Raw genomic sequence first — 23,762 nt, forward strand, 5'->3', positions numbered from 1 at the left:
CCATGGAAGCAAATGTTAAAGCAGCCGTTGAGGCAGGTATATTAAATTATGGCAAGGTTGATGGAATCTCGACAGCCCCGGAGTTTCTTGAAAAGATCATTGGCGTATTCAATACGGAGGCAAGCTATCTAGAAAAATTAGAACTGTTGGATCAGTCTTTTGATGACTATCCGTTGTTTGACGAACTTCGTGAAGTATATGTCGATCTTTTATTGATGAACTTTTTCTCCAATGACGTATTAAAATTGGAAGATGATTATTTGGATTCTGAAGAATGGGAAGCGATCGAAGATGAAACAATAGATCGTGGAACAGAATTGTTGAATATTTTTCTTTATTTAGGGGAATGTAAGGATGATGAGATTGAACCTGAATTGGATGATTTCCTCAAAGAATTTTTACTGGTTGACGAAGATGAATTCCAAGACGAGCATGAAATTTATGAAGATATCATTGCTAATCAGATTGTAGTAGATAGCCCGTATGCCGAAATTGCAAAAGTAGGAAAAGGAATAAATCCGAGAAGCGAAGTTTATGAACTTTTCTATCCTATTATGAGTTTCTTTAGCGAGTTGAAACCATCTGAAAAACAATTTGAAGAATATGCTGACGCTTCTTCCAATAAGGCTTTTGATATCGCCCTTTACCAAATAATTAGTACTTACTATAACAAATAATTTTATGGCAGAATCATTCAACCAAAGTAATGTAGGATTTGATGCGGTAATCGACAAAAAGAAAAGTATTATCTATGGTGTTATTTTAGGAATAATTTCTTTTATTCTAGGATTAGTTGTTTTGTTTGTTGTCAAAGACTTAAATTCCTTTTGGGGGGTAATGTCGATGTCATTTATTGTTAATACGGGGATTTTTGTTGTTATCTCTGCGCTGTTCGCATTCTCTCTTAGGAAAGCAAATGGTGGATACTGGAACTTTTCTATAGCATTGAAATCGATCTTTATGATGCTTGCTATTTCTACGATTATTTCCACTATTGGTACGCAACTGTATGTTAATTTCATTAATCCAACTTTACAAGAAAAGGTGGTGACGCATACAATTAATGTTACCATTGAGTATATGGAGAAAAACAACGTGCCAGATGAAGTTATAGATTCAAAAATCGCAGAACTTGAAAAACAAGTTGATGCTATAGGAAAGATAACCTTAGGGCAGGTGTTCAAAGGATTGGCAATCACATTGATGTTTCAATTTGTTTTTGCATTACTATTATCAGCCTTGACAAAACGAGAAAAATTGGTGATTAAGCAAGAGACCAATTAGTGTTTAATAAAATAAAATTGACCCTATAAGGTATTACTGAAAAAGTAATACCTTTGTTGGTATTATAATACTACATTTTTAGCATGATTAACATTCACATGGATATTTCTGTTGTTGTTCCTTTATTTAATGAAGAAGAATCCTTACCCGAATTGACAGCTTGGATCGACCGTGTTATGGCGGCCAATCATTTTTCCTATGAAATTATTTTAGTTGATGATGGGAGTAAAGATAATTCTTGGAAAGTTATTGAAGAGTTGAAGTTAAAGAACACGAATATTTCTGCGATAAAGTTCCGACGCAACTATGGAAAATCTGCGGCTTTAAATGTAGGCTTTGCTGCTGCACAGGGCGATGTTGTTATTACAATGGATGCTGATTTACAGGATAGTCCAGATGAGATTCCTGAACTGTATGATCGGATCGTGAACAAGGGAGCGGATTTAGTATCGGGTTGGAAGCAAAAGCGCTATGATCCATTGACCAAAACAATCCCAACAAAATTGTTTAATGGGGTAACAAGATCTATGTCTGGAATTCATAACTTGCATGATTTTAACTGTGGTCTTAAAGCTTATAAAAAAGATGTTGTTAAAAACATTGAGGTTTATGGCGAGATGCATCGTTATATACCCGTTATTGCGAAATGGGCTGGATTTACCAATATACAGGAACAGGTTGTACAGCATTACCCACGTAAATACGGTACAACTAAATTTGGGCCGGGCCGTTTTGTGAAAGGCTTCTTGGATTTATTATCCATATTTTTTGTCGGCAAATTTGCGAAAAGACCGATGCACTTTTTTGGTGTTATGGGGGTGATTAGTTTTCTTGCAGGTTTATTTATCTCCATTTATCTGATTTGCCACAAACTGATGAGTATAGCTAGCGGTACACCATTTAGAGATATAACAGATCAACCATTATTTTTCTTTGCGCTGACAGCGATTATTTTGGGAACACAATTATTTCTGACAGGTTTCTTGGCAGAATTAGTCTCTAGAAGCAGCTCCGATCGGAATGATTATCAAATTGAGAAAGTCATCTAAATAATTATGCGAATTGTGATTTTAGGATCCGCCTATCCATTGAGGGGAGGGGGGATAGCGTCTTTTAATGAACGATTGGCATTCCATTTTCAGGAGTTAGGTCATGAAGTGGATATCTATTCCTTTAGTCTACAGTATCCCAATTTTCTTTTCCCTGGGAAGTCCCAATATTCAGATGAGCCTGCACCAACCGGTCTTCATATTAAAACAATAGTGAATTCTATTAATCCACTTAATTGGATAAAGGTTGGTAGGGAGCTTAGGAAGGCGAACTACGATTTGCTTATCGTGCGATTTTGGATGCCATTTTTTGGGCCTTGTTTGGGAACAATCCAGCGACAGGTTCGAAAAAATAAACATACTAAAATTGTATGTATCGCTGATAATATAATCCCTCATGAACAGCGCATAGGGGATAAGATGTTGATCCGCTACTTTTTGAAATCTGTTGATGCTTGTCTCACTATGAGTAAAAGTGTGCTGGCAGATCTGAAAATGTTAAGCCCCAAAATGCCAGCGGTATATACGCCGCATCCCCTCTACGATAACTATGGTGCGCATCAAAGTAAAAAGGAAGCACGTCGATTACTTAAGATTGCCGAAGAGGATAAAGTCGTATTGTTTTTTGGTTTTATTCGTCAATACAAGGGCTTAGATATCTTGCTGGAAGCATTAGCTAATTCCAAGGTTCGCGATCTCGGTGTTAAATTATTGCTTGCCGGAGAATTTTATGGTGATCCTGCTCCCTATCTGGAGCTTATAAAAAAGTATAAACTCGAAGAGTTTATTTTTATGCATACCGATTTTATTCCAAATCAGGAGGTGGGACGTTATTTTTCAGCTGCGGATTGCGTTGTATTGCCTTATCGTAGCGCTACGCAGAGTGGAATCACCCAAGTTGCTTATCATTTTGATCTTCCCATGATTGTGAGTAATGTTGGGGGATTGCCGGAATTGGTTCAAGATGGCTACGTTGGTTATGTTGTGGAACCTGATGCCCGTCAAATAGCCGACGGTATTTTTTCATTTTACCATTACAACAAAGAAGAGCAATTTAGAACGAATATTATCGATGAAAAAAGGAAATACAGCTGGGATACTTTTGGCAATGAACTTCTTAAGTTGGCGCGTTGATGAGTAGCAGTGATTTTATTTGTATATAAAATCAAATTTATCTAAGTTTGGAAGACTGAGGTAGAAATTTAAAAGGAAGGAGAGATTTTGTTGCCGTTTACACAAAGCAGTTTAACTAAGTTAGAAGAGTTTTTTAAGGAGCAAGGGTATAAAGTTAGATACGAGAAAGGTTCATTCCGCACAGGCGCTTGTATGTTGCAGACGACAAAAGTTGTAGTAGTCAATAAGTTTTCGAATCTTGAAATAAAAATCCAGTCATTGTGGAACATATTATTGGATATTGAAATTGATTCGGAAGCCATTTCTGAAAAACTTCTTCCGATTTATGAAGAAATATTGAAATCAAAAATTGTAGCTTGAGAATAACATTTTTAGGAACCGGAACATCACAAGGGGTGCCTGTAATAGCATGCCAATGTCAGGTCTGTCAATCTGAAGACAGACGTGATAAGAGGTTACGTTCTTCTATTCTTATTGAATACAATCAACATACATTGGTTGTGGATACTGGCCCAGACTTTAGGTATCAGATGTTGCGCGAGAAAGTTATGCATTTGGATGCGGTGTTAATGACACACTCACATAAAGACCATATTGCTGGTTTAGATGACGTAAGGGCATTTAATTATCAGCAGCATAGCTCAATTTCTATTTACGGTACAGCAGCTCTCCATGAAGCGCTCAGACGAGAATTTTATTATGCGTTTACTGAAGTTAAATATCCCGGAGCTCCGAGGTTGGATTTGGAAGAGATAAAGGCCGGTGTACCCTTGTCTTTATTTGGAAAAGAAATTATGCCTATTGAGGTTCTCCATTATAAAATGCCAGTCTTGGGTTTTAGGATCGGAGATTTCGCCTACATTACTGATGCGAAATTTATCAGCGCAGAATCACGGAAATTATTGGAAGGAGTAAAGGTTCTCGTGGTAAATGCTTTGCAAAAGGAATCTCATATTTCACATTTAACATTGGATGAGGCGATTGAATTTGCCTATGACATTCATGCCGATAAAACCTATTTTACACATATAGGGCATCGAATGGGACTGCATGAAGCTGTTTCCAGAGAATTGCCCGAAAATATGTTTCTAGCTTACGATAGATTACAGCTTGAAATTAGCTAATCCATTTAAAATAAAACTATAGTTCTTTTTTCGTTGTTATACCTATAAAAATAGATTTAGGTATTAAATTATAAAGAAATGGGAAATTTACTGTATATCATCGCCGTTATCTTAGTTATCATTTGGGCGATAAGTTTTTTTGGAGGTTATGCGGCTGGCAATAACATTATCCACATCCTTTTGGTCATTGCCATTATTGTGGTTTTATTGCGCGTTATTCGTGGCAATGCTTAATCCATTAAATCAAATTCAAATAGAACTGGGCAATTTGTAAGTCTTGAGGGTAGGTGATTTTTATATTTCTGGAGTCACCTTCAATGATAGCGATACGCTTGCCCATTTTCTCTACCACCGACGCATCATCTGTAAAAAGGGGATCTTCGGTTTGCTGATAGGACTTTAGAAGCAATTCTCCATGAAAAACCTGTGGAGTTTGTACTAACCAGGTATGATTTCTATCAACAGCGGAGTTGGATGTGGTGTCTCCCATCCGAACTGATTCAATGCTCTTTTGTGCTAAGACAATTGCCTGATGGTCATACGCCCCCTGGAAGGCTTTTTTAATAAGAGCTTCAGTGATGATAGGACGAGCTCCGTCGTGTACCGCAATATAGTCTTTTGGACCGATATCAAAATTTTGCTGAATGTAATCTATTCCGTTCCTTACACTTTCGAAGCGGGTTTGTCCGCCAAAAGCGATATGTATAGGGCGATCAAACTGATGCTTCAAACACAGTTCGGTCCAAAAACTTTCCATTAGCTCGCTGATGACCAAAATAACTTCCGAAATAGTTTCTGATTGGCAAAAACGATTAATTGTATGCATAACAATCGGCAGTCCATTTAAGTCAAGAAACTGCTTTGGAAGATCGCTATTCATTCTATTTCCGGTTCCGGCAGCAACGATAATTACAAAGTTCATGTTGTTATTGAAAGGTTATTATTTAAAAAAACGTGGATAGTTTAAGGCTATCCACGTTTTTTTTATTTTATCTTTTAAGCCACATCGTTAAACGATTAACATAGCGTCGCCATAGCTGTAGAACCTATACTTTTCTTTTACAGCAACTTCATAGGCATTCATCACATTTTCGTAGCCTGCAAACGCAGCAATCATCACTAAAAGTGTGGATTCTGGTGTATGGAAGTTTGTAATCATCGAGTTTGCAATACTGAAATCGTAAGGAGGATAGATGAACTTACTCGTCCAGTCAGACGCCGCTTTTAAATGGTGATCTGCAGAAACAGAAGATTCTATTGCACGCATAGAAGTCGTTCCGACAGCACATACGCGACGTTTGTTGTCGATTGCTCTATTGACAACGCGCGCAGCTTCATCAGTGATGATGAACTGTTCCGAATCCATTTTATGTTTGGTTAAATCTTCGACTTCAACAGTACGGAAAGTTCCAAGACCAACGTGAAGAGTAACCTCTGCAAAATCAACACCTTTAAGTTCCAGACGTTTCATTAACTCTCTTGAGAAGTGAAGTCCAGCTGTAGGAGCAGCAACAGCACCTTCATTTTTTGCGTAGATCGTTTGGTAACGGAATTTATCTTCCGGTGTAGCTTTACGCTTGATGTATTTAGGAAGTGGAGTTTCACCTAAGATTTCAATATTACGACGGAACTCTTCATCGGTACCATCAAATAAAAATCTAATTGTACGGCCACGAGAAGTTGTATTGTCAACTACTTCGGCAACCAATAAGTCATCATCACCGAAATATAATTTGTTGCCTACACGGATTTTACGCGCAGGATCTACCAACACATCCCAAAGACGAAGCTCATTGTTCAATTCACGCAACAAGAAAACTTCAATCGTAGCTCCAGTTTTTTCTTTATTACCATAAAGGCGGGCTGGAAAAACTTTAGTATTGTTTAAGATCATGACATCTTTGTCATCGAAATAATCCAATACATCTTTGAAAATTTTGTGTTCAATTTTACCAGTATCTCTATGTAGGACCATCAAGCGTGATTCGTCACGATTTTCAGAAGGTTCAGAAGCAAGTAATGATTCTGGTAAGTTGAATTTAAATTGAGATAACTTCATCTTTAATGATATATATTTTAATGTCTGCCTTTCAGTGCATTACAGTGCACCAAATACTAGGTTGCAAAAAGCATACAAAGTTATAACTTTTTCGGGTATAGAAAGGGCTTATTTCTAATTTATGTATATATTTTTAACGATTTTGACATTAAATCAAAACTATATTGTATTTTAGAATACAATTATGCTATTTTTTAGATTGATATTGGAGAGTTGTCAGTTTGCTTTTTCGGCATTAAAAGACAATCGTACTCGCACCTTACTATCGCTGTTGGGTGTGACCATCGGTATTTTTACGATTATTGGTGTATTTTCTGCGGTAGATACCCTACGGAATAATATAGAGGAATCAGTAAAGAAGATCGGTAGCAAAACACTTTATATTGAGAAATGGCCCTGGGATGGAGGTCCAAATTTTCCTTGGTGGAAATACTTGAATAGACCCGAACCTACATACAATAATTACCTGGATTTGAAGAGTCGGATGACGACAGCCGAGTATATGGCGTATATGATCAATATTGGTAATACGACTATAAAATATAAGAATAATTCGGCCCAAGGCTCATCGGTCAATGCAGCGACCTATGAGAACCTGTACATTCAAAATTTGAATATTGTAGATGGTCGTTACTTTGCTGAAAGCGAGTCGAGGGGTGGAGCTCTTGTAACTGTATTGGGAGCAAATATTGCGGAAGGGCTTTTTCCTAATGAGGAACCTGTTGGCAAATATATTAATATGTTAGGCCGAAAGATTCAGGTTATCGGTGTATTAAAGAAAGAAGGAAATGGTGTATTGATCAATACCTCCCCCGATGATACCGCCTTTATTCCATTTGAGCTTGCGAGAAATTTGGTCAACTATGATAATTTCTCACCGAGCATAGCGATGGTTATTAAATCGAACTATACGCTTGGCGAGGCGGAGAGCGAAGCGAAGACACTCATGCGTTCGATTCGTCGTATATCGCCACAACGGGAGGAAAACTTTTCCATCAACCAGACAACAATGATTACAGGTGCGCTGGATCAGCTTTTTGGGATAATTAATCTTGCGGGTTTTTCAATCGGTATTTTTTCGATTTTGGTTGGTGGCTTCGGTATTGCCAATATCATGTTTGTCAGTGTCAAAGAGCGTACACATATCATCGGAATCCAGAAAGCGCTGGGGGCTAAAAATTTCTTTATTCTTTCACAATTTTTAGTTGAGTCTATCATACTATGTTTGTTGGGGGGAGGGATAGGCCTCGTTGTTGTTTATTTTTTGGCGTTTCTAGTACAAGCTGCAACTGGCGTTGCTATTGTCGTAAGTTTGAAAATGGTTATGCTTACCGTTTCGCTTTCGACGTTTATTGGTCTCATATCTGGTATTGTTCCGGCGCTAATGGCTTCTCGATTGGATCCGGTAGAAGCGATCCGGAGTAAATAGAAAGCGATATGTTTAAAAAAGCGCAATTTTCGATATTACAAGGATTTTGGCTTTTAATTTTTGCCTATAGCTGTATGCTGATGGCAGAAATCACACTTCGCTATCGTGGTTTCTCACTCGATGCTAATTTCCTGATGATTAAACAAACGGAAATTGAAGAACTTTGGTGGTATCGCTACGTGTTTTATGTCCATGTCTGCACAGCTATCTTTGCCTTGCCTGCCGGCTTTACGCAGTTTAATACTTATCTATTGAATAAATATCCGCGAGTCCATCGAAGTATCGGGTATTTGTATGTATTCGCCATTTTGGTTTTTGCCGCTCCTTCAGGTTTGCTTATTGGATCCGTGGCAAATGGCGGATTAACCTCAATTATTGCATTTGAATTATTGGGGCTTGGATGGTTCTATTTCACCTGGCGGGCAGTTCGTTTGGCGAGTCGGCGAAAATTTGATAAACACCGCGATTTTATGATCCGTAGTTTTGCCTTAACCTGTTCAGCACTTACCCTACGTTTTTGGAAGCTTGCTTTAGTGTACCTGTTTCAGCCCAATCCGATGGATCTCTATCAAATTATTGCATGGTTGGGATGGATCCCTAATTTGTTGTTGGCGGAATTTATTATTTATCAAAAAAATCATAAATTATGAGGAAGAACCTTTGTTTAATGTTAATGCTTGGAGCAATCCTTGGTTGTAAGGACGGGAAAAGCAAAAAGAATGAAGCCACCGAAACAAAAGATACTGTTGTGGCCGAAGCTGAGGCACATCAGGAGCTTTATGGCAACTGGGTGGGCGAATTTGTTGTGGATGAAAGTACTCTTGAAGAAGGAGAAGGGCTGCCCACGACAGATTATTCTCCGAAGATAAATTTGACCATAAAAAAAATTACGGATAAGGGTAATATCTTCGGACAGAATGTTGTCAAAGGAAATCTGCGTTCTTTTGTGGGGAAATTGGAGGAAAATGGTGCCGATATCCGGTTATTATTGGATGAGCCCGGCGACAAAAAGTCCGACGGGCGTTTTGAAATTAAGCTTAATCACGATACCTTAATTGGTAATTGGACCGCATATGACCAAGGAGTAAAGATCAAAAAGCGAAGCTTTAAATTGTTGAAAAAGCAGTTCGCCTATAATCCAAATCTGATGCTAAAAAATCAGGATGGAGAAGACGGAACTTTGGTCGACTGGATTAACGAAAAAAGAAAGGAGGAAACTGATGTGGATGGAGATTCAACTTATACTTACATTATTCAATACTATCGATCGGCATCCCCTGCGGTCTTTACTGTAAATGCATCTAAACAAAAGTTGACGGAGAAAGACTTGAAAAACCTCAAGAAATTAGATCTGGAGATTATTCGGAATACGATTTTTGCCCGACATGGTTATGCGTTTACCAAACCTAGCATTCGCCAGTTTTTTGAACCTGTAGATTGGTATGTGCCTATTTCAAAAGATGTGACTGCTGACTTAAGTCCATTGGAAAAAGATAATATAGCTTTGCTGACTAGATTTGAAAAATATGCAACGGATAATTATGACACCTTCGGAAGGTAATGCAGTCAACATTAGTCATGAATATTCGAAAGATCAGTATCACAAAAAAGGCTTTACATTGTAAAGCCTTTTTTGTGATATCAAGAGTTTCTGTTTTATCATTTCTTCCGAATAGAAATCGCATTTTTATGCGCTTGCAGGCCTTCGAGTTCAGCGAGTATTTCAACTACCGACCCGATTTGTTGAAGTCCAGTTTCGCTTATATGTTGAAAAGTAACTTTTTTCACAAAAGAATCTACCGATACGCCGGAGTAGGAGCGTGCATAGCCCGATGTAGGAAGCGTGTGATTTGTACCTGAGGCATAATCTCCTGCGCTTTCGGGGGTTAAGTGCCCTAAGAAAACCGAACCAGCGTTACTGATATAACGTGTTAGGGACTCCCATTGGTCCGTCTCCAAAATAAGGTGTTCTGGCGCATACTCATTTGAAAACTGTATGGCCTCCTGAAGATTCTCGACAGTTATTGCATAGGAATTTTCAATCGCTTTTGCAGCAAGTTCCTTGCGAGGCAAAACAGCTAATTGGGCTACTAATGCTGTGTTGACGGCATCAACTATAGCCGCGGAAGTTGCAACGAGGACTGCTTGACTATCGGCTCCGTGTTCGGCCTGTGCCAAAAGATCTGCGGCGACAAAAGCTGCATTGGCCGACTCGTCAGCGATGACCAGTACTTCGGATGGCCCCGCAGGCATGTCAATGCTAACATTTGCAAGGCCCTGTATGATGGATTTTGCTTTTGTGACAAACTGATTTCCTGGGCCAAATATCTTATCGACTTTTGGTATAGTCTCTGTTCCAAACCCCATAGCAGCAACAGCTTGAGCGCCTCCAACGAGGTATATTCTATTTATCTTAAGTAATTTTAAACAAAAAGCAACAAAGCCATTTATTTTTCCATTGGATTGTGGAGGAGAACAAACGACAATCTCTTTACATCCAGCTATTCTCGCAGGAATACCGAGCATTAAAAGTGTGCTGGGTAAAACTGCTGATCCCCCTGGGATATAAAGGCCAACTTTTTCAATGGGACGAACCTCGCGCCAGCATTTTACGCCGGGCATCGTTTCAACAGTGCGCTCCCTTTTTAATTGTGTACTATGGAATTTATGTATATTTTGAAACGCGATTTCCAATGCTCTTTGTTGATCGCGGTCAATGGTAGATGCCAGTGCGTCGATATCTTCCTCGTCTAAATATAATCTGTCAAGTTCAACTTTATCAAATTTGGCCGCATATTCGCGTAATACGATATCACTTTGGTGGCGTACTTGTTGAATAATTTCCTGGACAACCTCTTGTATTGCATTGTTTGGATCCGTATTCCTAGCGACCAGTTGCTGGATTTCGGTTTTTCCTAACGTTTTGTAATCATATTTTTTTAACATGGTTGTATAAGTGCATCAAGTTTAAAGAATGATTTTTTCAATGGGCATCACAACGATACCTTGGGCACCTTCAGCTTTTAACTTATTGATCTTATCCCAAAAGTCATCTTCAGTGATAACGGTGTGTACGGCTACCCAACCTTCTTCTGCCAGTGGAACAACCGTCGGGCTCTTAACACCATGCAATAAAGAAGTGATGGCTGGCAAATTTTTCTTTTCGACATTCAATACCACATATTTAGTTTCTTTTGCTAAAAGAACAGATTCGATACGTTGTACTAATTCGGTCAAAACTTCATTGCCTTCTAATCCCTTTCTTCCAACCAAAATGGCTTCTGAATTTTTGACATCAGCAAAAGGTTTCAAACCGTTGCTTTTTAGTGTTCCTCCGGTAGATACGATATCGCAGATCGCGTCACTAAGACCCAAGCCCGGTGAAATCTCAACTGAGCCGGATATCAAACGGATGTCTGCATTAATCTTATAATCGTCTAGAAAATTCTTTAGGATATTTGGATAAGAGGTTGCGATTGCTTTGCCGTTAAGGTCTTTAATATCTTGGATGGTGCTATCTTTGGGAATAGCCAGTTTCAATGTACATTTTCCGAAACCAAGCCGTTTGATGTATTCTACTTTGGATTCGGTCTCATCGATGATGTTTTCACCGACGATGCCCAGGTCGGCTATGCCTTGTTCCACATATCCCGGAATATCATCATCTCTCAGAAATAATATTTCCAGTGGGAAATTCCCAACAGTTGTGATTAAAGAACTTTTGTAGTTCTCGAAGTCTAAACCACAATTTTTCAGTAATTGAACAGATTTTTCGTTTAACCTACCCGATTTTTGGATAGCAATTTTAAGATTTTTCAACGCTTTATAAATGTTAGCAGTAAATTATTAATAATAAGAAATCAAACAAGAGGGAAGGTATTCTACGTAAGAACACATTAAATTAACATATCGCCACAATGGCGATGATGCAAATGAAAATGATGTACGTAAGTATAAACCATGTTTGTATTAATAACTGCAAGCAAATGTATAGTAAATTAATGGGAAATGCAAGACTATCATTTTAAAATTCTTATCCCAATGGACTTGTTGTTGAAATGAATTCAATTTTCTTGAAAAAAATGTGAAAACAATGCTGTTGATTGGGGGAATATACCATAATTTAGACAAAAGGTAATGCTGATTTCCTATCCTTATAGTAGGCTGTTTGAATTACTTTAAATAGCAAGTTGTGAAATCTTGTTCAATCGAAACGCTTTTTATAGGCTGACAACTCACATAAATTTTCTTATTTTTAGGAATTGGGGGTGACATACTAAGTTAGTAGCGAATAAGAGTTGCAGTAGTAGGGAGTATAAGTTGTTGTTTAATAAATAGGAGGAATGTGTTTAGTGGTACATGTTTCAAAGGGATTATAAATTAGATAGATTATTTGTTTGATGAAAAGATTAGCTTTTATTTTTATTTGTTGGATTAACTGTCTATGTGGTCCTGTCCTTGGACAGGAAAAGCCAGCGTCTACGTTAGATATCCGTATATTGGAGTCCATAGCCGAGACTCGGACAGCGCCACAAACACAAACATTTAAAGTGCTTTCTGATATCAATAACTATGTTCAGATAGCCGTTCCTGTAGGTTTACTGGTTGCAGGTGCGGTCAACGATGATAAGGCAATGCGTCAGAATGCCTTGTATGTTGCTAGTAGTACAGCTGTAACAGCGCTCGTGAATGTTGGGTTAAAACATATTTTTAAGCGAAGCAGGCCATTTAAAAAACATCCTAATTTCATATCGGTTCGTACGGCCGGTGGGTATTCCTTTCCGTCTGGTCATACCTCATCTGCTTTTGCTACTGCTTCTGCTTTGTCTCGGGCTTACTCAAAGTGGTACGTCGTCGCACCATCGCTTTTATGGGCGAGTAGCGTGGGGTATTCAAGGATGTATCTGGGCGTACATTTTCCCTCCGATGTGTTAGCAGGTGCTGTACTGGGAACAGGAGCAGCCTTTGCTTTAGATGGATTAAAGAAATAATATAGAAATAGAAAAAATGATGCAACAGGTTATTAAAATATTGGTTGTTGGATGTGGAAATATGGGCGCATCTCATGCGAAGGCATATCACGATTTAGATGGCTTTCAAATTGTGGGGCTAGTAGCTCGTGGGGAGAGCAAAAGTAAACTGAATGAACAATTGGGAGGCAACTATAAATTGTTTGAATCTTATGAGGATGCACTTCAGGAAACGAGGCCGGATGCCGTTTGTATAGCGACCTATCCGGATACACACAAAGCGTATGCTATAAAAGCCTTTCAGGCTGGTGCTCATGTTTTTATTGAAAAGCCTTTAGCTGAAGATGTGATTTCCGCGCAGGAGGTCGTCGATGCAGCAGTGAAATATGATAAAAAATTGGTTGTTGGATATATTTTGAGATATCATCCCTCATGGGTCAAATTTATTGAAATAGCTAAAACGATGGGAAAACCACTTGTTATGCGTATGAATCTCAATCAACAGAGCCATGGGTATATGTGGGATGTGCATAAAAATCTAATGGCTAGTTTAAGTCCCATTGTTGACTGTGGAGTTCATTATATTGATGTCATGTGTCAAATGGTGGGTGCGAAACCATTGTATGTATCTGCAATCGGAGCGCGGTTAACCGATGAGATTCCTGCTTGGAACTACAACTACGGACAATTGCAGCTGCATTTTGAAGATGGGTCCGTAGGATGGTATGAAGCCGGATGGGGACCAATGGTTAGTCAGAACGCTTTTTTTGTAAAGGATGTTTTTGGACCTAAAGGTGCAGTTTCCATTGTCGCAAATAAAGCAAGCGATGAAGGTAAATCGGATTCGGTAGCATCCCATACACAAACAGAAAGCCTTCGCGTACATTACGCCGATTTAAATGCGGCAAATGAATTTACGAAGGTCGATGAGTGGGTCAACTTATCTGATGAGCCCGATCATCAGGAATTATGTAACCGGGAGCAGTTATTCTTTCAGCAGGCGATTGTAGATAATTTGGACCTTTCTGATTCGATGGAAGATGCTGTTAATAGTCTACGAATTGCTTTGGCATGTGACGAAGCGGTGAAAACTAGGCGGATGATTAAATTATAGTTTATTTTGCTTAGTGGTCTTTTTTTTGCTTTTTATGGAAATATGAAGCGAAAAAAGTAAATAAATAAAAAAATAGCGTAAAAGATAGGCTTTTTGGTCTGTCTTTTGTTATTTAGCTACATATTTATCATTCTTATGAATTATTTACTCAACGTTGCACTATTATTTGGATTATCAATTTCGACAACCTATGCACAAGATAAGCAATGGCAGATGGAGTTGGTGTTTAAAGGTGAAGTTTCCCCTGAAAAATTTGAAAATGAAGTTCCGGAATTTGCAAAAGAGTTTTATGAGCCATTTTTGAAAGGAAAAATGGCTTATCGGAATGTGGAGATTTTGGCTGATGCCGATTATTCTTCTACTGTAGTGAATCAAAAAGCACATGCTATTTTAAATCGAAAATTAGCAAAAACATATTCGTATTCGATCGGCGATGATATTGTTACTGCCGAAGCATACAGTCCATCCTATAAGATTGTCAGTACGAAGTTAGGGGAGTCGGAAGGGCCTTATGTGCAGCTGCAAGATATGGGCGAGATCGAATCGATAGCGGGAATTACCTGTAAGAAAGCAAAGTTATTTATAAAAAACCATGCCGATTCCGCGGTAGCAACGGTATGGTATTCGGAAGCAGTGCCCACTTATTATCTGACAGCATTTTCATTTATCAATGATTTGCCTGGAGGTGTGCTCAAATTGTCTCTGGGTGAGAACAATGACCTTGGTTTTGAAACAACGAAAGTGATCAATGTATCGTCTGTGACAGATTTTGCACTTCCTAAAAATGCAAAGGTGATTGATATCTCAGGGGGAGGGAATACGAGTGAAGGGGAAGATGTGAGTTTATTTGAAGATACTTTTCCATTGGAAAAATCACTTAAATGGACGATGATCAAGGACAAAGATACCAATGATGAATATTATGGTATAAAAAGCATAACGGGAGAGGACGTGTTGCCTTGCTCTCTTTTCTCTTTAGCCTATTTTAATGAGCAGACTGCTATTGTTTCAGATAAAGATAATTATTTCTGGTTGTTGGATAAGAAAGGAGGAAAGGTGAATAAAGAAGGGTTTGACTGGCTTACGCCTGCAAATCAAAAACTGGCTATTTTTCAGAAAGATGGTAATTTTGGATTGATCACACAGGAAGGGAAAGTTCTGCTTGACAAAAAGGAAAATATCAGTAAATTTTTAGACAATTATTTGATGTTCTCTGAAAATGGAAAAGTTGGATTGTTGGATGAAAATGGGAAGATTTTATTAAAGGCGAACTTATTATTTTTAGATGCTGATAATGCTGGAAATGTTCTGGTCCGGGAGAAGGAGGGTGAAGAAACGAAAACGTTAGACCTGGAAGCTTTTTTAAAGACCTATGTGAAGTGATTTTAAAGTCCATGCATTAATATAAATTTATTATTTATAAAAAAGGCCTTCGATAGTATCGAAGGCCTTTTTTATGTGTCTATTTAATTGTGCATTTGCACGATTAAGGAATGTTCAAGAACTTATGTGTTTGTAGTGAAATATCCCATTTAGGGTTTTCTTTTACGTAGTCAATAATAGAAGGTGTCATCTCTTTAGATTTCGACCATTCAGGTTGAAGGTATAATCTACAGTTTTGTCCTACAAGTTGTGCGTATTCTTCTCCCCATGCGAAATCGCTTTTATTGAAAACGATAACTTTAAGTTCACCAGCAGCTTCTAACACATCTTTCCGTGGAGCTTTGAATTTTTTTGGAGATAAACATATCCAGTCCCATTCGCCACTCAAAGGATATGCACCTGAGGTTTCAATAAACGTTTTAATGCCCGCCTCATGAAGTCCTTTTGTTAGGTAATCCAAATTATAAATAAGTGGTTCGCCACCCGTAATGACAACTGTTTTTGCCGGATATTTCTTTGCATTTTCGATAATCGAATCTGCGGTTGTAAGGGGGTGGATAGATGCATCCCAACTTTCCTTTACATCGCACCAGTGGCAGCCCACATCGCAACCACCCAATCGTATGAAATAAGCAGCAGTCCCGGTGTGGTAGCCTTCTCCCTGAATAGTGTAAAATTCTTCCATTAAGGGCAATAGTGTTCCGTCTTCTGGTACTTGATTTGACATAGTTAAAATTTCAGTCTGCAAAGGTAGCAAATATTAATGAGATGCTCAATTTGTCCTGTGGCTTTTAAGTAGCTGTCCTGTCATTTTTTTTATATATAGTTGCTGGTAATAATCTGTTTTATCCCTTTTATTTTTAGGTTGATGTTTAAGCAAAGCACATTGTTTACCGCTACTATGGTATCAGGTTTATACGATGTTTTCTATTAACAGCGAAACAATACTCTTTTTACAGGGGGGTAACAAGGGGTTAATAGGGATTTACCCCTGTTAACCCCCTGTTATACCCCTGTTAACCCCTTGCTATACCCCTGTTAGTATATAACCTGATTTTCATTCATTGTTGGGATGTACATGGGGACAATAGAGAGGAGCTGTTGATCAATAAGATCAGATTATCAATTCGTTTTAAACTGCAATGATGAGGATGTAAAGCTGATGAAATCGGTGTGTTTGAACAGAGGTCGGGAGCGGGGCTAGTAATTATACCTGTATAATGCGTTGAATAGCGCTAAACTCCTGTTATTTTATCAGAATTTTTACTAAATTTGTGTCACAATTTATTTATTGAAAACGTAAGTGTAATAACATAATTGTACATGTTGTTTTATGTTTTCTATTTTTTAACAATTTAAAGATCATAGTTGTAAATGATTAAAATTACACTACCGGATGGTTCCGTAAGAGAGTATCAACAAGGGATCACTGCTGCAGAGATTGCGTTATCAATCTCGGAGGGGCTTGCAAGAAACGTCCTTGCTGCCGAAGTTAATGGTGAAGTGTGGGATTCTGCCCGTGCTATTGAAAATGACGCTACTGTCAAGTTATTGACCTGGAATGATACCAAAGGTAAATCCACTTTTTGGCATTCTTCAGCCCACTTATTGGCTGAGGCATTGGAGGCATTGTATCCTGGGATTAAATTTGGTATTGGTCCCGCGATTGAAACCGGATTTTACTACGATGTTGATTTTGGTGATCGTGAATTCTCGTCTGATGACTTTAAAGCGATCGAAGACAAGATGCTGGAGCTGGCTAAACGGAAAGAAACATTTGAACGTAAAGCTGTTTCGAAATCGGATGCATTGGCTTACTTTACTGAAAAAGGAGATGAGTATAAGCTAGATTTAATCAAAGACTTGGAAGATGGAAAGATTACTTTCTATACTCAAGGGGAATTTACAGATTTATGTCGTGGGCCTCATATTCCAAATACTGGGTTTATCAAAGCGATTAAATTGACTAATGTTGCCGGTGCTTACTGGAGAGGTGATGAGTCTCGCAAACAGTTGACACGTATTTATGGTGTTACTTTCCCTAAAGCATCGGAGCTTACAGAATATTTGAAATTTATAGAAGAGGCGAAAAAACGCGATCACCGTAAACTGGGGAAAGAGTTGGAACTTTTTGCTTTTTCTGAAAAAGTTGGTGCAGGTTTGCCTCTTTGGTTGCCTAAAGGTGCTGCATTACGTCAAAAGCTGATAGACTTCTTACAGAAAGCACAGTTAAACTCAGGGTATGAGCCTGTTGTTACTCCGCATATCGGACATAAGCAGTTATATGTGACTTCTGGACACTATGAGAAATATGGCGCGGATTCATTTCAGCCGATAAAAACTCCGATCGAAGGAGAAGAGTTTTTGTTAAAACCAATGAACTGTCCGCATCACTGTGAAATTTATAAAGTAAAACCACGTTCGTATAAGGACTTACCGGTTCGATTTGCAGAGTTTGGTACTGTATATCGTTACGAACAGTCTGGTGAGCTTCACGGATTGACAAGGGTGCGTGGATTTACTCAGGATGATGCCCATTTATTTTGTCGTCCCGATCAGGTTAAAGATGAATTCAAAAAGGTAATCGATTTAGTACTTTATGTTTTTGGAGCCTTAGGCTTTAATGATTATACAGCACAAGTGTCGTTACGTGATCCTGAGAATCGTACGAAGTATATTGGTACTGACGAAAACTGGGCTTTGGCTGAATCTGCAATTATTGAAGCTGCAGAGGAAAAAGGCTTGCCGACAGTCGTAGAATATGGTGAAGCGGCTTTCTATGGTCCAAAATTGGATTTTATGGTGAAGGATGCTTTAGGTCGTAAATGGCAGTTGGGTACTATACAGGTGGATTACAATTTGCCTGAGCGCTTTGAGTTGGAATATACAGGAAGTGATAACATGAAACATCGCCCTGTGATGATTCACCGTGCGCCCTTCGGATCTTTAGAACGTTTTGTGGCTGTATTGATCGAACATTGTGCTGGACAATTCCCATTATGGCTTGCTCCTGAGCAATTTATCGTCTTGCCAGTGTCAGAAAAATATGAAGAATATGCTCAAAATGTTTTGAATTCGCTAAATAATTCCGATATTCGCGGACTGATAGACTTACGTGACGAGAAAGTGGGCAGAAAAATCAGAGACGCCGAAGTGAAAAAGCTTCCTTATATGTTGATTGTAGGGGAAAAAGAGGTGGAAAATGGCACAGTTTCTGTACGTAAACATGGCTCAGTGGAATTAGGAACTATGACTGCTGAGGCATTTAGAGATATATTAATTAAGGAAATAACCGTTTAATTTTTAAACATTTGGCATTAAAAAGACCCGGTGGTCCAAGACCACCAATGAGAAAGAAAGAACCAGATCACCGCATTAATGAGTTAATCAAAGTACCTGAGGTACGTTTGGTAGGAGATAATGTGGAGCAAGGAGTTTTCCCTACGCGCAAAGCGTTAGAGTTGGCTGATGAGTTGGAACTTGATTTAGTGGAGATTTCGCCAAATGCTGTACCGCCGGTTTGTAAGATTATCGACTACAGTAAGTTTGTTTACGAACAGAAGAAGAAACAAAAGGAAATCAAAGCTAATGCAAAACAGACTGTTATTAAAGAAATTCGTTTCGGACCTAACTCTGGTGAGCATGATTTTGAGTTCAAATTGAAGCATGCGATTAAGTTTCTTGAAAGTGGAGAGAAAGTTCGTGCTTATGTACACTTCAAAGGTCGTGCTATTGTACACAAGGATCAAGGTGAAATCTTGTTGTTACGCTTTGCTCAGGCTTTAGAGGATTACGGTAAAGTAGAGCTTTTACCGAAATTAGAAGGTAAACGCATGTTTTTAACAGTAGCTCCAAAGGCTCCTAAAAAATAATAAGAATTCTAACAGATTGATATAAAATTTATAAGTATTATGCCAAAAGTTAAAACCAATTCCAGCGCAAAGAAACGTTTCAAATTGACTGGAACAGGTAAAATTGCAAGAAAAAACGCTTTCAAAAGCCACATCTTGACAAAAAAGAGCACAAAACGTAAACGTAACTTAACACAAACAAGTTATGTATCTGATGGCGATATGGGCAACGTAAAACGTATGCTTGCTATCGGTAAATAAGTTTTATTCGATTTTATTAATAATAATTTTTTAACCGGGTATAAGGTTGTAAGTTCATTGAAATACATGACACCTTCTACCAAACTAATTTTAAAAATATGCCACGTTCGGTTAACGCAGTAGCTTCTAGAAGAAGACGCAAAAAAATCCTAGGCCTTGCAAAAGGTTACTTTGGATCACGTAGCAAAGTTTATACTATTGCTAAAAATACAGTAGAAAAAGGTTTACAATACGCTTACCGCGATCGTAAAACCAAAAAACGCGAGTTTAGAGCTTTATGGATTCAACGTATCAACGCTGGAGCTCGTCAACGCGGAATTTCTTATTCCCAATTGATCGGTAAATTAAACGCTAAAAACATTGGTTTGAACCGTAAGGTTTTAGCTGACTTAGCTTTAAATAACCCAGAAGCTTTCAAAGCAGTTGTAGACGCAGTAAAATAGAGTTTTTAATCCGCTGTCAATTTGTTAGAGATATTAAAGGAGCCTTTTAGGCTCCTTTTTTTGTTATGACGGTTACTGTATCTTTTTTTGGACGTTATGTGCCAGGTAAACCCAATTCAATGCTATGTTTCATTTTAGTTCTTACTCCCCAATTATACTCTTGATGCAAGTGACGCTGTATATTACAACTTATAGCTCTTTTAGATTTGAAATTAGGTTTGATTTTTGTTGATCTGTAGAAAACATAACATTATGAAACTAAGAACAATTACATTCGGATTTTCACTTCTTTTGATCGGAAGTTTGTTGATGGCGGCCAAAGAGCCAGTTTCCAAGGCTCTAACGAACGAAGTGGTTAATCAGCAGGGAAAAGTTATCTCAATTGAAGGGGTGAACAATAATCGTACGATAGAGGCCAAAGGGGGGGAGATTGTACAAATAGAAGGTGCTGACAATAAAGTTGTAATCCGTGGCAATGTAAGTAAATTGATTATTGAGGGGAAGGGGAATACTGTAACAGGGAATGACATCACAACGGTGACGATAGAGGGGGCAGACAATATGGTTAATATTGGTTCAGTAGAGACTGTTCAAATTGAGGGAGTCAAAAACCATGTCCATTATAAGTCTACGAAGAACAAGTCTGGTCAGGTAAAAGTGTCTACTGAAGGCGCGGATAATATGGTGATGAAAATGAAATAATGTAAATCAGATTTCCATAAAAAAGGGTTGTGTATATTATTTACAGAACCCTTTTTTATGAAAATGGTAGCTACGGTTTGTCTTGATCGTCCTCGGGATGACTGCGAGCAACTGTATCCCCCTGGGATTGAAATTCCGCTCCAGCTTCGTTTTCTCCTTGTTTCATCGTTGAATAAGGCTTTAGAAAGTCTTGATCAAAAGGATGCTCTGTCGCAGCCTTGGGAATAATCTGATCGTTCTGATATGGGCGAACACAGGTACCCTTTACACGTTCCGATTTATAGACATAAGTTCCCCAAATACAGAAAAAGATAATAGTTCTTATCGTATCTTCATATTTGGTAAATATGTCATCGGTTTTATTCAAGTATTGTTTGAACATAAAATAGCCTGCAATTGCATCTAGTGTACAAAATATGGCCATAAATAGTGCAACCATAAAGAAGGTCTGAGCGAAAATATCCCTTCTCTTAATTAGAAGGATACAGCTATAAATCAATCCAGACAGTATCAATATATTACCGATTATTTCCAATAATAGTAAAGTTCTGTATAGAACGGGGGAAACACCTTCCAGTTGATCTACCGCTTGCCAAGTATTTAAACTAAAGAAAGACTGTTGGAAGATAAATATACCGGATAAGGTCAATATATTTATAAATAGTACAATAAGTAGTACGATCATCCATCCGCCGATCTGATCGTAATAAATTTCGTCATAAGGTTTGATGATAAAAGCTTTGGTCCTATTATACTTTTTAACAATATACCAGATGACAGCTGGCACCAGAAGAACGAATAGGATCAGGACAAACCAATTAATGTCTTTCACTGATGCCGGCGTATTCAGATTAGTTATCCCATCTGTTACATATCCATCATTGTCAAGATAGAAACCATTATAAAAGATATGATCACGATCTGCAAAATCTGTATAATACTGTTTCAGGTCTTTTTGTTCGACAAAGGGTTCGTGGAAACTTAACGTGTATGCAACCTTAATACTATCCTGTTCAACTTCCAGTGTTTTGCCGAAAACATACGCAGTGCGGTCGAAATAACTATTGTCTCTATAATTGCCAAATTCCTTTTTCCCTTTGTTGACGATATACATTTCGTAGGTTAGATCTGTTGGAAAAGAAAGGCTTAGGGGAGCAATACGATCCTCCATAATCTCTGGAAGCTTGTCATTTATATTTGTTCCCAACAAAGGAATATATTTTTTAGTAGATCCGCTTTCTGTCTTTCCAATGTTTTTTATTTTATACTTTTCGATGATCTCCACAATATTGTTCTCCAGATCATCTTTGTATTGTATTTGACCAATTTTATTGATCTTCGGATAGATCTTGGCATAATACTCCAAGTATTGCTTCTGTATGTCATTTTTTGCACTACTTTGAATATAAGTACGCATATCGTCCGCTTCATTTCCAACATAAGTTGTGTGGACATCAAGGGTAGCCTCAAATTTGCCTTCCATTGTCAAGGTTTCCTTGACTTTAATATTACCAGTAACATGCTGCGGTACGTCTGTAAGCTTTCCACTACCTATAGTCGAGAGTACTTTTCCATAAGCTGGAAAATACCTGTTTTTGATATCTCCACCCTGATTAGTTATGGTTGGATCAATATATTGGGACCGTCCACCAATATTAACTTCAATAACCATATGGTTGAAAGCATAAGGTGAGGGGAGTTCTTCCTGCAGGCCTCTATTCTTATAGGTATTGGCTAATACGAGTCCTGCATCAATATTCTTGTTTTTGAGCATTGTGGCCAGCAGCATTGATTTATCTTTACAATCGCCGTAGCGCTGGGAAAATACTTTTTCTGGAACATTTGCCCGGTGCGAATATTCTCCCATCTCAATACCCATATAGCGTATCTCATTTTGTACAAAGTCGCAGGCCTTTTTCAGGTACGCATAGGGTTGCCCGTTGGACTCTTTCCAAAGTTGATTGACGAAGGCTTGAAGTGTACTTGTCGTTGCTATTTGTGGAATAGGATTAATTTTACGGTTCCATTGATCAACTTCCTGCCAGGTATTGAATTCCGAGCATTGGATATATTTTAAAGGGCTGTACCACGACGGACTATAATCCTCGTACTGAACCGTTTTGTCCGCCGTCAGCTCCCAGAAAAAATTTGTTGTATTTCCTGTTGACTGTTGCTGTGCCTCAGGTGCGCCATTGAAACTTTTAAACTGAAGTTTGCGACCATTGGGTACAATATAGTTGAGATGAACCAGACCTGTAGGTTCATATCCCTGTAAGTAATAGCTGTCGAAAAATTTCTGTTCAAATACCGGATTTACACCTATTATTGAATAAGCAAATACAATCTTGTCGTCTTTGCGTAAATCTTCCAAAACATAATGGGCCATTTGACTTCCGTTGTAAATGGATCTCGAAAGCTCTGTTTCGGAGGCAAGGAGCTTAAATTTTGCCTGCGGTAATAGGTTGATATCTTTGCCGTTCCGAATAACCTTTAACTCATGTAGTTGAAGGTTTTGAAAATGCGGATCAAAGGTTACCTGGACTTGTCCCAGATTTTCGATTCCAGTCTGATCAAATAGAACTTTTATGTCCTTATAATATTTTGTTTGGGTAGCTAAGTTTATTTGATGTTCGATTAACTCATAGTAATATCCATCACTAATATCATCCAAATTTGGCTTTATGGGCTTTTTTGTAGTAGGGCGGAGCCAATTTGGTGATGCTGTTTTTTGGATAGTTGTTTGGCTAAAAGACCAGGAAAATGCAGCTAGTACGAGTACAAAGGCAAATAGAAGATGGCTAAATCTTTTCATTAATTCATTAATTTAGCCTAAGATAAGTAAAAATTGGACGTAATGGTAACCGCATTTAAAGAGTATTGGAAATCTGGATTTAGTTGAGTTTAGGGTCTTTAGAAATAAAAAGGGTTGTCCAAATATGGACAAGCCTTTTAGTTGCTG

The 23,762-nt window shown here is 38.2% G+C and carries 23 protein-coding genes; 17 read left to right on the forward strand and 6 right to left on the reverse strand.

The window, feature by feature from the left end; translation table 11 throughout:
• Positions 1–2 precede the first annotated feature (2 nt).
• From B4N43_RS20870 to B4N43_RS20895, 6 genes are all read left to right on the forward strand, one after another.
• A complete protein-coding gene (locus B4N43_RS20870; protein ID WP_075993355.1) occupies positions 3–677 on the forward strand; it encodes a hypothetical protein in 675 nt (224 codons plus the stop codon).
• A gap of 4 nt (positions 678–681) precedes the next feature.
• Positions 682–1,284: a DUF4199 domain-containing protein gene (locus B4N43_RS20875; RefSeq protein ID WP_075993354.1), complete on the forward strand. Its 603-nt coding sequence runs from the start codon at positions 682–684 to the stop codon at positions 1,282–1,284.
• 98 nt (positions 1,285–1,382) lie between these two features.
• Complete coding sequence (locus tag B4N43_RS20880) at positions 1,383–2,333, forward strand: glycosyltransferase family 2 protein (protein WP_075993353.1); 951 nt, start codon at positions 1,383–1,385, stop codon at positions 2,331–2,333.
• 6 nt (positions 2,334–2,339) lie between these two features.
• Entirely contained in the window at positions 2,340–3,467 is a 1,128-nt protein-coding gene (locus B4N43_RS20885) for a glycosyltransferase (protein WP_286736073.1), read from the forward strand.
• A 356-nt stretch (positions 3,468–3,823) separates the two neighbouring features.
• Positions 3,824–4,591, forward strand: a complete 768-nt coding sequence (locus B4N43_RS20890) for an MBL fold metallo-hydrolase (protein WP_182984051.1) — start codon at positions 3,824–3,826, stop codon at positions 4,589–4,591.
• A 78-nt stretch (positions 4,592–4,669) separates the two neighbouring features.
• Positions 4,670–4,825, forward strand: a complete 156-nt coding sequence (locus B4N43_RS20895; protein ID WP_104382583.1) for a lmo0937 family membrane protein — start codon at positions 4,670–4,672, stop codon at positions 4,823–4,825.
• Positions 4,826–4,829: 4 nt separating this feature from the next.
• On the opposite strand, the gene B4N43_RS20900 is transcribed toward B4N43_RS20895, so the two are convergent.
• Entirely contained in the window at positions 4,830–5,513 is a 684-nt protein-coding gene (locus B4N43_RS20900) for a 2-C-methyl-D-erythritol 4-phosphate cytidylyltransferase (protein WP_286736075.1), read from the reverse strand.
• An 87-nt stretch (positions 5,514–5,600) separates the two neighbouring features.
• Entirely contained in the window at positions 5,601–6,650 is a 1,050-nt protein-coding gene (queA, locus tag B4N43_RS20905; protein WP_075993349.1) for a tRNA preQ1(34) S-adenosylmethionine ribosyltransferase-isomerase QueA, read from the reverse strand.
• Between the two features lie 184 nt (positions 6,651–6,834).
• Here queA and B4N43_RS20910 point away from each other — a divergent pair, with 184 nt between their 5' ends.
• The 3 genes from B4N43_RS20910 (at position 6,835) to B4N43_RS20920 (ending at position 9,640) form a co-directional block, all read left to right on the forward strand.
• Positions 6,835–8,079: an ABC transporter permease gene (locus B4N43_RS20910; protein WP_286736076.1), complete on the forward strand. Its 1,245-nt coding sequence runs from the start codon at positions 6,835–6,837 to the stop codon at positions 8,077–8,079.
• A gap of 80 nt (positions 8,080–8,159) precedes the next feature.
• The gene (locus B4N43_RS20915) at positions 8,160–8,729 is read left to right on the forward strand and encodes a DUF2306 domain-containing protein (RefSeq protein WP_286736077.1); all 570 of its coding nucleotides are present in this window, start codon (positions 8,160–8,162) and stop codon (positions 8,727–8,729) included.
• Complete coding sequence (locus B4N43_RS20920; RefSeq protein ID WP_182984053.1) at positions 8,726–9,640, forward strand: YARHG domain-containing protein; 915 nt, start codon at positions 8,726–8,728, stop codon at positions 9,638–9,640. Before B4N43_RS20915 ends, B4N43_RS20920 begins: the two co-directional genes overlap by 4 nt.
• Positions 9,641–9,738: 98 nt before the next feature.
• Here B4N43_RS20920 and hisD read toward each other — a convergent pair whose 3' ends face one another.
• Together hisD and hisG are read right to left on the reverse strand one after the other, a co-directional pair.
• A complete protein-coding gene (gene hisD, locus B4N43_RS20925) occupies positions 9,739–11,025 on the reverse strand; it encodes a histidinol dehydrogenase (RefSeq protein WP_286736079.1) in 1,287 nt (428 codons plus the stop codon).
• 21 nt (positions 11,026–11,046) lie between these two features.
• Positions 11,047–11,898 (reverse strand): ATP phosphoribosyltransferase, encoded by an 852-nt coding sequence (gene hisG / locus B4N43_RS20930; RefSeq protein WP_075993344.1) that lies wholly within the window; start codon positions 11,896–11,898, stop codon positions 11,047–11,049.
• Positions 11,899–12,479: 581 nt separating this feature from the next.
• On the opposite strand from hisG, the gene B4N43_RS20935 reads away from it, so the two are divergent.
• From B4N43_RS20935 to B4N43_RS20945, 3 genes are all read left to right on the forward strand, one after another.
• Positions 12,480–13,070: a phosphatase PAP2 family protein gene (locus B4N43_RS20935; RefSeq protein ID WP_286736081.1), complete on the forward strand. Its 591-nt coding sequence runs from the start codon at positions 12,480–12,482 to the stop codon at positions 13,068–13,070.
• A 16-nt stretch (positions 13,071–13,086) separates the two neighbouring features.
• Positions 13,087–14,163: a Gfo/Idh/MocA family protein gene (locus tag B4N43_RS20940; RefSeq protein ID WP_286736082.1), complete on the forward strand. Its 1,077-nt coding sequence runs from the start codon at positions 13,087–13,089 to the stop codon at positions 14,161–14,163.
• Between the two features lie 135 nt (positions 14,164–14,298).
• Positions 14,299–15,546, forward strand: a complete 1,248-nt coding sequence (locus B4N43_RS20945) for a hypothetical protein (RefSeq protein WP_286736083.1) — start codon at positions 14,299–14,301, stop codon at positions 15,544–15,546.
• A 103-nt stretch (positions 15,547–15,649) separates the two neighbouring features.
• On the opposite strand, the gene B4N43_RS20950 is transcribed toward B4N43_RS20945, so the two are convergent.
• Entirely contained in the window at positions 15,650–16,273 is a 624-nt protein-coding gene (locus tag B4N43_RS20950; RefSeq protein WP_075993340.1) for a 7-carboxy-7-deazaguanine synthase QueE, read from the reverse strand.
• A 647-nt stretch (positions 16,274–16,920) separates the two neighbouring features.
• Here B4N43_RS20950 and thrS point away from each other — a divergent pair.
• The 5 genes from thrS (at position 16,921) to B4N43_RS20975 (ending at position 20,803) form a co-directional block, all read left to right on the forward strand.
• Positions 16,921–18,846 carry a threonine--tRNA ligase gene (thrS, locus tag B4N43_RS20955; RefSeq protein WP_112376148.1) on the forward strand — a complete coding sequence of 642 codons (1,926 nt, stop codon included), beginning with the start codon at positions 16,921–16,923 and terminating at the stop codon, positions 18,844–18,846.
• 11 nt (positions 18,847–18,857) lie between these two features.
• Positions 18,858–19,418: a translation initiation factor IF-3 gene (infC, locus tag B4N43_RS20960; protein ID WP_075993338.1), complete on the forward strand. Its 561-nt coding sequence runs from the start codon at positions 18,858–18,860 to the stop codon at positions 19,416–19,418.
• A gap of 39 nt (positions 19,419–19,457) precedes the next feature.
• Positions 19,458–19,658 carry a 50S ribosomal protein L35 gene (rpmI, locus tag B4N43_RS20965; RefSeq protein WP_002993964.1) on the forward strand — a complete coding sequence of 67 codons (201 nt, stop codon included), beginning with the start codon at positions 19,458–19,460 and terminating at the stop codon, positions 19,656–19,658.
• A 98-nt stretch (positions 19,659–19,756) separates the two neighbouring features.
• Positions 19,757–20,101: a 50S ribosomal protein L20 gene (gene rplT, locus B4N43_RS20970; RefSeq protein WP_286736084.1), complete on the forward strand. Its 345-nt coding sequence runs from the start codon at positions 19,757–19,759 to the stop codon at positions 20,099–20,101.
• Between the two features lie 252 nt (positions 20,102–20,353).
• Entirely contained in the window at positions 20,354–20,803 is a 450-nt protein-coding gene (locus B4N43_RS20975) for a DUF3060 domain-containing protein (protein ID WP_075993337.1), read from the forward strand.
• Positions 20,804–20,873: 70 nt separating this feature from the next.
• Here the strand turns inward: B4N43_RS20975 and B4N43_RS20980 are convergent, their stop codons facing one another.
• A complete protein-coding gene (locus B4N43_RS20980) occupies positions 20,874–23,615 on the reverse strand; it encodes a DUF3857 domain-containing protein (protein WP_286736086.1) in 2,742 nt (913 codons plus the stop codon).
• Positions 23,616–23,762: the final 147 nt, after the last annotated feature.

The organism is Sphingobacterium sp. UBA1897 (genome assembly GCF_002337775.1).
Classification (GTDB): Bacteria; Bacteroidota; Bacteroidia; order Sphingobacteriales; family Sphingobacteriaceae; genus Sphingobacterium; species Sphingobacterium siyangense.